This is a genomic window from Aminobacter sp. 01T433 (assembly GCF_056398585.1).
On sequence record NZ_JBFTPR010000024.1, the window covers coordinates 40,733 to 54,442 of the forward strand.

A 13,710-nucleotide genomic window follows, 5' to 3' on the forward strand; every position below is an offset into this window, starting at 1 on the left:
GACCGCGAAGAACAAGTCATTTGGCTCGTCCCCGATGGGAAAGAGTGATAATTCTCAGCAAAACAGGGCCAATGGCCTCGGACTGCCAGTTCGACATCATGAATGCCTGACCCTGACCCAAGTTCGTAGCTGGCAGCATGAGGCGGCGTTTATGCTATCAAACGTCGATAACCGAAAGGACGGCAACTGACAAAACGGCTTTGATGAAAAGAGTGCGAAGATGGATGATCCATTCCTGAACTACTTTGCGCTGGGAATATTGATTTTCATGATCATCGTTCTGTTCTACGGGATCATCGCCATTCACGACATCCCGCACCTTATCGCCAAATCCCGCAACCATCCGCATCAGGACGCAATTCATGCCGCCGGGTGGGTCAGCCTGTTTACGCTTCACGTGTTGTGGCCATTCTTGTGGATCTGGGCGATGGCTTATCGCCCGGATCGAGGCTGGGGCTTCACCAAGGGATCGGCGGGCGAAGAGCTACATGAAGAAATCACCGAACTTAGGGCGCGCTTGGCGCAACTCGAAGAGCAATTGAAGCCAAAGCCTCCAGCCGTGGGCGATGCCAAGCCAGACGCTTCCGAATTGACAAAGGCGGGAGAGCGCTGATGGAACTGTTGCTCGTTCTGATCTACGTCGCGTTTTGCTATGCGATCTTCAAGATCTTCCGCATCCCGACCAATCAATGGACACTGTCAACAGCCGCTCTCGGCGGCGTCGCGGGCATTTTCCTGCTTCTTCTGATCATGAACTACAATCATCCCTTCACAGCGCAGGCACGGATCTACTACACGACAACGCCCATCCTTGCCGGCGTGAGAGGACGTGTTACCGAGGTTCCGGTCGAGACCAACGCGCCCCTGAAAGAAGGGGACGTGCTCTTTCGCATCGATGCCAAGCCCTACGAGTATGTGGTGGATCAGAAGAAAGCGATGCTCGCTGAGGCAAAGCAGAACGTCGAACAACTGAAGGCTTCGCTCGACCAGGCCGCCGCCGAGGTGCACAAGGTGGAGGCGCAGGTCCAGCTGTCGCAGGAAGATTACGACCGGCAGGCCACGCTGTTCAAGGAGAAGGTCATCGCAAAAGCGGCGCTCGATACTTTTCAGCGCAATGTCGAGGCGGCGACGCAGTCTCTCGCAGGCGCCAAGGCAGCGGAAGAGCGTGCCCGGCTCGCTTACTCGTCCCAGATTGGAGGCGTCAATACGTCGGTCGCGCAACTTCAAGCGCAGTTGAACGACGCCGAGTTCGACCTCGACCAGACGACAGTGCGGGCTCCGACCGTCGGTTTCGTGACCCAAAATGCGCTTCGTCCGGGCATGTATGTCGTTCCGGCTCCGCTGCGCCCGGTCATGGTGTTCATCAACAGAGGCGTCGGCGACGAGACGTTGGTTGGAGCCTTCCAACAGAATTCACTGCAGCGCGTCCAGGCCGGCGACGACGCCGAGATCGCCTTCACCGCCGTGCCGGGAAGGATTTTCAAGGGCAAGGTCGTGCGCGTCCTGGATGCCATCGCCGCAGGTCAACTGCAGGCAACCGGCTCGCTGCAAGATTTCAATGTGCAGACGGCAGACGCCCGGGCACTCGCGCAGATCTTGATCCTAGACAGCACCAAGGACTACCAGATCCCACTCGGATCGACCGCGGAAATAGCAATCCTCACTCACTACTGGCACCACGTCGGGCTGCTTCGGCGCATCCTCCTGCGCATTCGCAGTTGGGAGAACTATGTCTTCCTTGAGGGTCACTGAGGGAGCCGGAACCGAAATCCGACGTTGAATTCGCTCGAAGGCGGAGGCAGGGTCGCCTTGCTGACAGACATGCGGCGCTTTTTCCTGCCGAAGCTTCCAAAGGTCGCTGATTGGGCGAAGGGCAGCTTTACCCAGCCGCCCGAAACCTGCCGGGTCGCACATGACCGTTGGGGATCGGCGTTTGAGTCTTGCGCCGTCGTCAGGACAACCGCGCGGCTCGCCTACTCCCCGTAAACCAGCCTGTCCTGCCTCGCCCTGAGTTCGGCGATCTTCGAGCCTGGTTCGACGGCGGCGTTGGCGTAGGTGATCAGTTCGCCTTTTTTGATCGGCTTGGTCACCGTGCCGCGCTGCAGCAGGCCGCACGGGATCGCCTTGGCGGCACGCGCTTCGGGCGCGGTCATGATCCAGGCGCGGTAGCAATATTCGCCGATGGCATCGAGCTTTTCGCCCGGCTGCATGTCCTTCTTGGCAACCGCGCAGACATCGGCGACGGGCTTGGCCAGCGGCACCATGTCGGCCTTGCCGTGCAGCACCACGCGCGCGCAGGTCAAAGGTACCTCGAGCGAGGTCAGGTGATAGGGCCTGTGGAAGGTGAAGTACGGGCCATGGCCCATCTTCAAATCTTCCATGCGCTCGGAAATCCTGGGATGCGACATGTCGGCGATGACGAACACGCCTGGCGCAACACCCTTGCCGATCGAATAGTCGACGACGCCGACCCTCGACAAAACGCCGCCGTCCTTTTCAGGAACGAGGACTTTGGACAGCTGGTCGAGCGTCGCCGAGGGGCCGTGCATGCCGGCCTTGTCGGGCACGAGCCCCGTAGCGTTGGCGATCGCCGCCATCTCGACCATGGTCTTGGAGCCGTCGACAAACTCGACGAGCATGCGCACATTCATGTTCCGCCGCGTTGCCTCCTCGACATAGTTGTCGGGAATGGCGTCGATGTTGAGCGGGTTGTTCTTGCCCTTGCCGGCGGCAACGACGGTGTGGCCCATCGCCGAGACGAACTCGATCAGTTCCATGCACGACGACGGTTCGTCGCCGGCGCCGAGCGAATAGGTGACGCCGAGCCGGTCGGCCTCGGATTTGAGATAGGCGCCGATGGTGACGTCCGCCTCGACATTCATCATGACGAGATGCTTGCCGTGCTCCATGGCGCGCAGCCCGATCTCCGCACCGACAGCCGGAACGCCGGTCGCGTCGATGACGACGTCGATCAGGCCGCTGTTGAGGATCAGGTCGGCATCGCTGGTGACTGCAATCTTGCCGGCTTCTATGGCGTCGTTCAGCGCCGCTGCGTTCGACACCTCGCGGGAATGCCCCGGCTCCTGATAGGCGATCTGGGCCGCCTTCATCGCCGCTTCGGGGTGGAGCTCGGATATGGCGCCGACCTCGATGCCCGGCATATGCGCCACGCGGGTGACGATGTCGGTGCCCATCTCGCCGCAACCGATCAGGCCGATGCGGATCGGCTTGCCCGACTTTTGGCGCTCGACGAGATCGCGCGTCAAGCCCACCGGAGCGACGTTGATGGTCATCTGATTGATCTCCCGAAGAAGCGAAGCACTTATAACTAACGCATCGGCCCGAAAATCCGAATGGATTTCGGAAAAAGCACGATGCGTCGACCAAATTCGTTAGAGCGTCCTTTGCGCGTCCCAAAGAGATGCGCGGCGTTCTAACGCGACGGGTATTGAATTATGGCCGCCTGTCAACTCGAATGTCGGCCCGAGCGGCCAGGCCGGCGCTTTGTCAGGAGATCGCAAACGCCAAGTTGTTCCCGTCGCGGCTTTGGCAGTATTGTTGCTGCGCCTTACCAGCAGGTTTTCGTGTGGAACCGGCCACCCAGATTGGCCAAGCCTAGAAAACGCAGCATTTGAAATGCGGTAGACGCTGTTCCGGATTCAGTTTCTGAAGATCAGCGCTGTGGAGGAGAGCAATGGCAGAAAAAGTCCTTGTCTTGCTTGGCACCAAGAAAGGCGCCTTCATCGCCGAAAGCGACGCGGCGCGGCGGTCTTGGAAGCTGCGCGGCCCGTTTTGCGAAACCTGGCCGATGAACCACATCGTCGCCGATCAAGCGACCGGCACGATCTATGGCGCCGGCGGCAACGAATGGTTCGGCCCGGCCGTGTGGAAATCGACCGACCTTGGGCAAAGCTGGACACATTCGAGCGAGGGTCTCGCTTATGCCGAGGGCGAAGAGCCGATCAAGGCGGTGTGGAGCCTGGCCAAGGCCAATGGCAGCCTCTATGCGGGTGTGCAGCCGGCGGGCCTGTTCCGCAGCGACGATGCCGGCCAGTCCTGGCAGCATGTCGAGGGGTTGCAGAAGCACCCGTCCCGGCCGCACTGGAACCCCGGCGGCGCGGGCCTCATCCTGCATTCGCTGGTGATCGACCCCAACGACCATGACCGCATCTGGATCGGCATTTCGGCGGCCGGTGTGTTTTACACAAGCGATGGCGGCAAGAGCTGGGAGCCGCGCAATCTCGGCACCCGCGCCGACTTCCTGCCCGAGGGCGAGAACTATCCCGAATTCGGCCAGTGCGTGCACAATCTGGTCATGGCGCCCGGCATGCCCGACCGGCTCTACCAGCAGAACCATTGCGGCATGTACCGTTCCGACGATGGCGGCAAGCGCTGGGTCAGCATCGAAAAGGGCCTGCCCTCGACCTTCGGCTTCCCGGCCGCCACCCATCCGCGCGATCCGGCGACGCTGTATCTGGTGCCGCTGAATGGCGATTCCGCCGGCCGTTACGTGCCCGACGCCAAGGCAGCGGTGTGGCGCACCCGCGACGCCGGCCGCGAATGGCAGGCGATGCGCAACGGCCTGCCGCAGGAAAACGCCTATATCGGCGTGCTCAGGCAAGCCATGGCGACCGATCGGCTGGAGCCTGCCGGCGTCTATTTCGGCACAAGTTCGGGCGCGCTTTTCGCAAGCCGCGACGAAGGCGAGAGCTGGATCAACGTCACCCAGCATCTGCCGGCGATCCTGTCGGTGGAAACGCTGGTTGTCGACGATTGAGGTTGAGGCCAATGCTCGACGATGCCCCTTCGCGGACCAATCAGCACGAGGCCGAAACTGCCCCCGTGGTGGTGCGGTTGCCCGGCGTTTTGGTCGATCTGTTCCCCGGTGCTGTCAGGCGAGTGGAGATGAAGGTCTCGACGGTCAGGCAGATGGTCGACGAACTCGACAAACGTTGGCCCGGAATGCGCGACCGCATCTGCGATTCCCGCCCCGCCATCCGCAAGCACATGAACGTTTTCGTTGAAGGCGAGCGCGCCACGCTGAAGACGCCCCTCAGGCCCGGCGTCGAGGTCTTCGTGCTGACAGCGATCAGCGGCGGTTGAAACCACGCCCAATGCAACCATTGGTGTATTTTAGAAACAAGCAATTCGACAGCAAGATGCATCTCACTATCTGGATCATACATTTGGTATATTCAGGCTTTATTCTTCTGTTGACCCGACCCAGCAGGCAATATTTCAGTCCCATGGTCGAATCGCCAATTCTGCTGGTGATTCATCGCGATTGGGGATGAAACCGCAACCTGCCGAGTACCGGCATTGGAACGCGGTTGGCGGGGGCCAAAAATGCAGCATCAGACGACGCAACGCGCGGTCGCGACTACGGCGATGGCGCGCTTCCGGACGTGGTTCGGCCTTCTATTGCTGCTTTGCATGGGCGCGCTCTGGCCATCTGCGGCGTTCAGCGATCCTCTGACTGCAAGAGTCGTAGTCGAAAAATCCGCGATTGGCATTGGTCAGACATCTGATGTGACGATCACGTTCTCAGAGGCCGTAACCGGCATGAACCTGGGCAACTTGAACGTCACAGGTGCCACTGTGTCGAATCTGACCACTGTGGACAACACAACCTTCACGGCCATGGTGACGCCCCTTCCAGGCCTAGATCACTCGGCCAACGTGGTGGCCCTGATGCTGACCGGCATAACGGGCACCTCTTCCGGCAGCGCGGGGGCTGGAAGCGTCACCTCCAACTACTTCGCTGTGGACTCCCAGCGGCCGACCGCGGTGATCGTCATGCCCGTCTCCAACCTCAAAGCTGGCGACGCACCGCTGGTGACGTTCACCTTTTCGGAGGCTGTGACCGGCTTCACCACCGCCGACCTGACCGTCGAGAAAGGCACCTTTACGGCGTTATCCAGTTCCGACGGCGGCATCACCTGGACGGCAACGTTCACGCCCACGTCCGGCGTTTCGGATGCGACCAATGTGGTCAGCCTGAATATGGCCGGTTTAGCGGATCTCGCTGGCAATGCTGGAATAGGATCTACGAGCTCGGCCAATTTCACGATCGATACGGTGCGGCCGACCGCAACCGTGATCATTGCCCGCAGCGCATTCATGATCGACGACACAGCGGAGGTGACGATTACCTTTTCGGAGGCGGTGGACGGCTTCGACAATGCAGACCTGACCATCACAAATGGCACGCTGTCGGGAGTATCTACCGCGGATGGCCGCATCACTTGGAAAGCCACATTCACCCCTTCTGCCAATATTACCGACCTGACCAATGTGATCATGCTGGACAATGCCGGCGTAACAAACGCGGCCGGCAATACCGGTAGCGGAACAACCCATTCGAACAACTTTGCGATCGATACCATGCGGCCGACGGCAACGGTCGTCGTTGAGAAAACGTCGCTCAGCGCCGGTGACACATCGCGGGTGACGATTACCTTCTCGGAGGCGGTGACCGGATTTACCGGCGCCGACCTGACGATCATGAACACCACCTTGTCAGGAATATCGACTTCGGACGGCGGCATAACATGGACTGCTACCCTGACCCCGGCATCCGGTGTATCGCAGGCAAACAACGTGATCACTTTGGATATGACCGGCTTGTCCGACCTAGCCGGCAACGCAGGCACCGGGACCATCATTTCGAACAATTATGAGGTCGGCGCCCCACCCATAACCCTGCCAGCCTCTCTTGCCGATGGCGCAGCTGGAAAGGCCTATTCGCAGACGCTGACCGCAACGGGTGGCACAGCTCCCTACACGTTCAGCGTTACCGCTGGTTCCCTGCCCACCGGGCTGACCTTGGCCCCGACCGGCACCCTGTCGGGCACGCCGAGCGCGTCCGGCTCCTTCAGTTTCACCGTAACGGTGAAAGACGGGCAGCAATTCACCGCGTCGCAAGCCTACTCCGTAACCGTGACGACACCGGCTGTTGTCGTTGATCCTGCTGCCATTGCCGGCGGCACGGTCGGCTCGGCCTACAGCCAGACCTTCACATTCGCTGGCGGCACCGCACCCTACAGCGGCTATGCGGCAACCGGATTGCCTTCGGGCTTGTCGATCACTGCCACAACGCCAGACTCCATGACGGTGAGCGGCACGCCAAGCGCCGCCGGCAGTTTCACCATCGTCGTTTCGGCCACCGACAGCACGGCTGGGAGCCCCAGGACCGTAATGAAGACATATGGCTTGACCGTGGCCGCGCTGACCCCCGTCGCGATTTCGCGGCGCATCAGCGTCGATGCTGGCAAGCAGGTCGTCGTCGACCTGACCGAAGGTGCGACCGGCGGTCCGTTCACAGCGGCAGCACTTGTCTCGGCTTCGCCTGCGACCGCAGGCCCGGCCTCGATCTCCGGCACCCAGCTCACTTTCGCCCCCGACATCACATTCGAAGGCACGGCGACGGTCGTCTTCACGTTGAGCAATGCCTTTGCCACTTCCGCCCAGACCTCGATCTATTTCGATGTCAAGGGCCGTCCCGATCCGTCCAAGGACTCTGAAGTCACCGGCCTGCTGACCGCGCAAGCCGACAGCGCCAGGCGCTTTGCCGATACCCAGACGCAGAACTTCAATTCGCGGCTCGAGCAGTTGCACGATGAGGGCGACCGCCGCCGCAACTCCATGGCGGTCAGGCTGGGCTATTCCGGCAACGATCGAAAGGACGAGGCCGAGCAGCGGCTTGAGGACCTACTGGGCAAAAATCCAGCGACCGAGGCCAGCAGCGGATTTGCGATGCACAATTACGCATCCGAGGACAAGAAGGGCGACCAACCCGCGCAGCCGGCGATCGACGTCGACCTCGGCAAGCTCGCCATATGGACGGGCGGGTACGTCAATTTCGGCAAGCGCGACGACGGCAAGCTGAGCCTGGACTACACCACTGTGGGTGTCAGCGGCGGCTTTGACTACCGCTTGTCGAAGTCGCTGGTGGCGGGTTTCGGCTTCGGCTATGGCCGCGATGCGACCGACATCGGCTCGAATGGAACCGAAAGCCGCGCGCACGCCTATAGCGGTGCTGTCTATGCAAGCTATTCGCCGCTCAAGGCGACCTTCATCGACGCGCTCATTGGCGGCAGCTGGCTTGATTTCTCCAGCGCGCGTTTCGAGACGCCGACCGGCAATTTCGCGCAAGGTGAACGCGATGGCCGCCAGATCTTCGGCTCGGTCACGGCCAGCTACGAAAAGCGCAACGAAGACTGGCTCGTTTCGCCCTATGGCAGGCTGGATTTCTCAAGGTCGTGGCTTGGAAGCTTCACCGAAAGCGGCAGCGACGCCTACCTCCTGAAATATGGCAGCCAGACCGTCGACACGCTGTCGGGCATTGCCGGGCTTCGGCTCGAATACGCCATTGCAACCGGCTGGGGTGTTCTGAAACCCGGCGCGCGTGTCGAATATGTCCATGATTTCGAAGGTTCGAGCCAGGCCAGCCTCGGCTATGCCGACCTCGATGTCCTGCACTACGGCTACAGTACCGACAGCAGCGGCAGCGACTATGTCACGCTGGGGGCATCGCTTGATGCTTCGCTGAACAATGACTGGACGGCCAGGTTCGACTACCGCACGGCTGTCGGCGGTGTCGGCCAGAGCCACGCCCTTGGCCTCAAGGTCGGAAAAAATTTTTGAGGAAGACGGCCGCTATTCGCCTGCCTGGCGTGCTTGCTTTGCCCGTTCGGCGAACTCGGCAAAGCCGTGCACGAACTGCTGCAATTGCTGGCGCACCCCATCGTCGGTGATCGCACCTGTGGCGTCGAAGACGGTGTGCGCACGGGCAACAAGCATGCGTCCGCCAAACCACGGATTGGTTCCCAGGGTACGCAGCACCGGCAGCCATGCATTCTGGCTGAGCGTCGTGCCAAAACCTCCGCCCGAAGCACCCGCCACCGCGACAGGCTTGCCACCGAACACCCGCTTGATGTCGCCCGCGGGGCGGCTCATCCAGTCGATGGCGTTCTTGAATACGCCGGGGATCGAGTTGTTGTATTCGGGCGTGAACAGCATCAGGCCGTCAGCGCCGGCAACCAGCTCCTTGAGCTCGGCGACCACGTCGGGAATGCCGTCCGCCGCCTCGACATCGGCGTCATACAGCGGAATTCCGCGGATCGAGGCGGCATGCAATTCGCCCCCTTCAGGCATCATCGCTACCGCCGCCCGCAGCAAGGCGGCATTGTAGGAACCGTGTCTCAAGCTACCCGATATGCCGACAAGTTTGGTCATGTGCATCACTCCGAATTAGGCTGCCGGGAGGATCAAGCCTCCCGGCAGATACCGATCAAACGAGCGGCTTCAAGCCTGCTTCGATCGAGGCCCGCCTGGGCTCGAGGAAGGGTGGCAGCGCCAGCCGCTCGCCAAGTGTTTCCAGCGGCTCGTCGGCGGTGAAGCCAGGGCCGTCGGTGGCGATCTCAAACAGGATGCCGTTGGGCTCGCGGAAATAGAGCGAGCGGAAATAATAGCGCTCGACCTCGCCGCTCGACGGCAGGCGCACGCTTTTGAGCCGCTCGGTCCATTCATGCATCGACTCGATATCTGGCGTGCGGAAGGCGACGTGATGCACGGCACCAGCACCTTGCTGGGCCGCAGGTAGCTTTGGCTGCACGGCGACATGCAGTTCGGCCGCAGGACCACCCTCGCCCATGGCAAAGACATGGACATGCCCGTTGCCGTCGGCGGACGCGTGGTCGCGCACCTGGCGCATGTTCATCACCTTGGTCAGCACCAGTTCGGTCGGCGCAAGATCGGGAACGCTGAGCGTGATCGGCCCAAGCCCCCTGATCTGGTGCTCGACCGGAACCGGGCTCTTGCTCCACGGATGGGCATCGCCCTTGCCGCCATCGTCGATCAGCCGGAAGCGCTGGCCTTCGGCGTCTTCGAATTCAAGCGCGCGATGGCCGGCTATCTCAGTGATCTCCCCATGTGCCACACCCGAGGACTGGAGATGCTCGCGCCACCATGCCAGGCTCTTTTCGCCTGAAACGCGCAAGCCGGTGCGCGCTATGCTGTGGGTGCCGCGCCGTTCGCGCCCGACCGGCCAGTCGAAGAAGGTCAGGTCCGTGCCGGGCGTCGCTTCGCCATCGGCATAAAACAGATGATAGGCACTGGTGTCGTCCTGGTTGACCGTCTTCTTGACCAGTCTGAGACCGAGCGTGTTGGTATAAAACCGCAGATTTGCCGGAGCGTCCGCGGTGATGGCCGTCAGATGGTGGATGCCTGTCAATTGCAGTGTCATTTTTGCCTCCTGCATGTTTGATGTGATTGCAGCAGTCATATCGTTGTTATTGTCGCGCCCAATAGGAGCGTTTTTCGAGACGCAGTGTTCTCGATGTTGGACATTGGCAAGACTTCTGACCACTTCCGGGCGGCGCGCATCGGGTCGGCGCGGGAATATGCGCACTAAGGGCAAGGCAGGTTAGTTGTTGCTGGACCTGCAATCCGCGTGATGCTCTATACCACGCGAGGGCAAGGCACGATCGTTTGAGTACGCCTGCGACGGGAATACGTCGAAGGAACGACTTATGACGCATTCGCGTTTAAAGCCTATCGATGCCAATGGAGCGGCTGCGCTGATGACCGAACGCGAGAATTTGCTCGGCGCTCTGCAAGCTGCGGTCTACACGACCGATGTCGACGGACGGATCACCTATTTCAACGAGGCGGCGGCTGAGCTTTGGGGACACCGCCCCGAAATCGGCAAAGACGAGTGGTGCGGCTCGTGGCGGCTCAGGACCGCAGAAGGCGATCCCCTCGCACATGGCGATTGCCCGATGGCGATAGCGCTCAAGGAAGGTCGCGCGATCCGAGGTGCGGCGGCGATTGCCGAAAGGCCCGACGGCACGCTCGTCCCGTTCCTGGCATATCCCGCACCTTTGCGTGACGATTCCGGCAAGATCACCGGCGCCATCAACCTGCTGATCGACACGTCGGCGCAAAAGCAGGCAGAAGAGAAAACCCACCTTCTGGCATCGATCGTCGAATCCTCCGACGATGCCATCATCAGCAAGGACCTCGGCAGCATCATCCAGAGCTGGAACGCGGGGGCAACCAGGCTGTTTGGCTATTCGGCGGACGAGGTTCTGGGCAAGCACGTCAAGCTGCTGATCCCGGCCGACAGGCAAGACGAGGAAGACCTCATCATCTCCAAGGTGCGAAACGGCGAACGCGTCGAACATTTCGACACCGTCAGAAGGCGCAAGGACGGCCGCCACGTGGCGATTTCGCTCACTGTCTCTCCCGTGCGAAACGCCAGCGGCAAGGTCATCGGCGCATCGAAGATCGCCAGGGACATCACCCAGCGCAAGGAGAGCGACAACCGTATCCGCATGCTGATGCGCGAGGTCAATCACCGGGTGAAGAACCAGTTCGCCGTGATCTTGTCGATGATCCGCGAGACCGGCAAAAACACCGCAACCGTCAGCGAGTTCGAGCGCCAGATCCGCAACCGTATCATGGCGCTGTCGCGCTCGCAGGACTTGCTCGTCGACGGCGACTGGCGCGGCGCCAACCTTGGCGATCTTGTCGACAACCAGATCAAGCCCTTCGCAGCCGAGCATCGCGTCGAGATTTCAGGCGAGCCGATCATGCTGTCGACGATCGCTGTCCAAAATCTCGGAATGGCCTTCCACGAGCTTGCCACCAATTCGGCCAAGCACGGGGCGCTGTCGTCCGACACCGGAACCGTCTCGGTCGGCTGGACGGCATCCGACCGCTTCCGCCTGACCTGGAAGGAATGCGACGGGCCAACGGTCGACAAGGCATCCAGAAGCGGGTTCGGCAAGATCGTGCTCGAACGTGTCACGCCTTTGGCGCTCAACGGTGTCGGCCGTCTCAGCTTTGAGCCGAACGGTATCACCTGGACGCTCGACGCGCCGATCGAATTGATCAGGAACGCTGAGCTGTAGCGCCGACTCCAGTCTTGCAGCCTTGTTGAGATGAGGCGCGCGAGTCGCCCTTTTTTTTGGGGAACGTGCGAGCCTGGGGCAAGTTTAAACCCTACACACACAAAGCGCATCAAATACTTATGGTGGGCCCGGAGGGAGCCTCTGCTATCTATCGCCTAAGACACTGATTTCGCTAAGCTACTAGCGAACGCGAGATATCGCGTTGGCCCGATTGTGCACCCTAGTTGGTGCACGAATGGGTGTACTGCCCTGCCCCATAAGCGTCAACAATTTGGGGCGAGGTATCTTTTTCCGATAGTCTGCAAATCACTTAAAAGTCTTTTTCCCGTTACTTTTCGACCGACTTCCTTGTCGGGCAAGTATGCGATTTTCTAATCGGATTATTTGGCAAGGATTCGAGCTAAAAATTACCCGAAAAAATCGGAATAAATTTGTGAAATCATGTGTTTGGCCGGAGATGCTGTCGACTCTTCCAGCTTGCTTTTTAGCTTTGAGCCCTCCAGGTTCGCGAGCATCGATCGGCGATGATCGACAGCAAACAGGAGATGGACATGCAGGTTATCTAGTTAGACTGGAGTGTTGAAGCAGACACCGCAAGTGCAGACGGTGAAACAATGGCGGCTAGGGTGGAGAAGTGCCGAGACCCTCATTTTTCGCGGTGGCTGTGGATGATCGATGTACTCGACGACCATATGACTGACGGCCATGAAACATCGCTTCTTGGATACGGTATCGAAGAAACCTTGGCGAGTGCGATTGCCGCAGCCGAAAACGCTATGAGACCTGCGGAGGAAGCGGTTTCGAAAATCTGCTGATATCAAATAGGGAGGGGTAGATACCCCCCTCCATATTCCGTCGCAGCGAGTAGGCCTCAGTCACCGTAGGCATGATACTCTTGCATCATGTCAAACTTGCCGCACTGCCCTTCGTTTATGAAGAAACTGATGGAAGAGCTGCTCAATGGGACCACCCAAACAAGCGGATCATTCTTGTAAGAGCCAGATAGAGCATCGTCGTACTGTTCGAGCGCGGTGAGGTTCAACTGCCCCGTTCCATCGGAATGTCGGCTTTGCAGAGCACCTTTTTGGCGTCCATTCGATCTGCCGCAACGAACAGCGCGTAACGCTGACAGGCTTTGTGCGCCGATCACCACTGCGACGGCTGCGCGCTGCATGAGGGCGCTGTTCGCCCATGGTGGGTTCGGGTTCACGGTCTAGGCCGCGTGCGATGTTGGATAGGTGGGAAGCGCGGCGCTCTAAGCCTGCTTCCGCGAATTCGGCCCTGTTCCACAGCTTTTGGCGGTCAAAAACCCATTCTGGAGCGCCGTCAGGGGCAACGACCAAAGCGGCGACCACGTGCTTGATGGCCGACCGTCCGCTGCCAGGATGCCCAACACGAAAAGCGGACATCAGAGCTCTTGCCGCCGAGCACTGGGATTGGTCACGCGCTGAAAGCGCCGACGAAATACAAGGTCGCGCGACAGGTGATGCTGAATGTCTTGAAGAGCGCGAAGGCTGCCCGGAGGCAGCCATCATTGGCGTCCAGTGAGTGCCCGAAAGCAGCATACGCTGCTCGCGACGTGCGGCCATAGATTGTACTGGAACCAGCAAATTGAGCCGTCGAATGGCTGCTTTTTTGCTGGAAGGAGGCCTAACTATCTAACTGCCGTCGATCGCGGCGCCGATGCGGGCGATTGCCTGCTGATAGACACTCGCGGAGTTCCAGCCAGCGATGGCGCCCATGTTTCCTTGATAACCCCCGCCGGCCCGCCAACCGTGCGCCCTAAGGAAGTTGG

At 60.3% G+C, this 13,710-nt stretch carries 11 protein-coding genes and 1 pseudogene; 7 read left to right on the top strand and 5 right to left on the bottom strand.

The annotated features are described in order from the left end of the window. The first annotated feature begins 220 nt into the window (after positions 1-220). Together AC1DLV_RS27350 and AC1DLV_RS27355 are read left to right on the top strand one after the other, a co-directional pair. Positions 221-613, top strand: a complete 393-nt coding sequence (locus AC1DLV_RS27350; RefSeq protein WP_476803183.1) for a DUF3302 domain-containing protein — start codon at positions 221-223, stop codon at positions 611-613. Next, entirely contained in the window at positions 613-1,752 is a 1,140-nt protein-coding gene (locus AC1DLV_RS27355; RefSeq protein WP_476803184.1) for an HlyD family secretion protein, read from the top strand. The genes AC1DLV_RS27350 and AC1DLV_RS27355 overlap by 1 nt, the downstream gene beginning before the upstream one ends. A gap of 221 nt (positions 1,753-1,973) precedes the next feature. Here the strand turns inward: AC1DLV_RS27355 and AC1DLV_RS27360 are convergent, their stop codons facing one another. Continuing rightward, positions 1,974-3,293, bottom strand: a complete 1,320-nt coding sequence (locus AC1DLV_RS27360; protein WP_476803185.1) for an NAD(P)H-dependent oxidoreductase — start codon at positions 3,291-3,293, stop codon at positions 1,974-1,976. A 401-nt stretch (positions 3,294-3,694) separates the two neighbouring features. Between AC1DLV_RS27360 and AC1DLV_RS27365 the strand changes: the two genes are divergently transcribed. The 3 genes from AC1DLV_RS27365 (at position 3,695) to AC1DLV_RS27375 (ending at position 8,646) form a co-directional block, all read left to right on the top strand. Further along, the gene (locus AC1DLV_RS27365; RefSeq protein WP_476803186.1) at positions 3,695-4,777 is read left to right on the top strand and encodes an exo-alpha-sialidase; all 1,083 of its coding nucleotides are present in this window, start codon (positions 3,695-3,697) and stop codon (positions 4,775-4,777) included. Positions 4,778-4,788: 11 nt separating this feature from the next. Next, complete coding sequence (locus AC1DLV_RS27370; protein WP_476803187.1) at positions 4,789-5,103, top strand: MoaD/ThiS family protein; 315 nt, start codon at positions 4,789-4,791, stop codon at positions 5,101-5,103. Between the two features lie 330 nt (positions 5,104-5,433). Then, positions 5,434-8,646: an Ig-like domain-containing protein gene (locus AC1DLV_RS27375; RefSeq protein WP_476803194.1), complete on the top strand. Its 3,213-nt coding sequence runs from the start codon at positions 5,434-5,436 to the stop codon at positions 8,644-8,646. 12 nt (positions 8,647-8,658) lie between these two features. Here AC1DLV_RS27375 and AC1DLV_RS27380 read toward each other — a convergent pair whose 3' ends face one another. Together AC1DLV_RS27380 and AC1DLV_RS27385 are read right to left on the bottom strand one after the other, a co-directional pair. Beyond that, the gene (locus tag AC1DLV_RS27380) at positions 8,659-9,237 is read right to left on the bottom strand and encodes an NADPH-dependent FMN reductase (RefSeq protein WP_476803188.1); all 579 of its coding nucleotides are present in this window, start codon (positions 9,235-9,237) and stop codon (positions 8,659-8,661) included. Between the two features lie 55 nt (positions 9,238-9,292). Further along, the gene (locus AC1DLV_RS27385; protein WP_476803189.1) at positions 9,293-10,246 is read right to left on the bottom strand and encodes a ring-cleaving dioxygenase; all 954 of its coding nucleotides are present in this window, start codon (positions 10,244-10,246) and stop codon (positions 9,293-9,295) included. Positions 10,247-10,583: 337 nt separating this feature from the next. On the opposite strand from AC1DLV_RS27385, the gene AC1DLV_RS27390 reads away from it, so the two are divergent. Beyond that, positions 10,584-11,915, top strand: coding sequence for a sensor histidine kinase (locus AC1DLV_RS27390; protein ID WP_476836301.1), 1,332 nt, complete (start codon positions 10,584-10,586; stop codon positions 11,913-11,915). A 668-nt stretch (positions 11,916-12,583) separates the two neighbouring features. After that, entirely contained in the window at positions 12,584-12,730 is a 147-nt protein-coding gene (locus AC1DLV_RS27395) for a hypothetical protein (RefSeq protein WP_476803191.1), read from the top strand. 56 nt (positions 12,731-12,786) lie between these two features. Here the strand turns inward: AC1DLV_RS27395 and AC1DLV_RS27400 are convergent, their stop codons facing one another. Together AC1DLV_RS27400 and AC1DLV_RS27405 are read right to left on the bottom strand one after the other, a co-directional pair. Next, the gene (locus AC1DLV_RS27400) at positions 12,787-13,089 is read right to left on the bottom strand and encodes a hypothetical protein (protein WP_476803192.1); all 303 of its coding nucleotides are present in this window, start codon (positions 13,087-13,089) and stop codon (positions 12,787-12,789) included. A gap of 484 nt (positions 13,090-13,573) precedes the next feature. Then, positions 13,574-13,710: pseudogene (locus tag AC1DLV_RS27405) on the bottom strand (lytic murein transglycosylase); the annotation flags it as partial.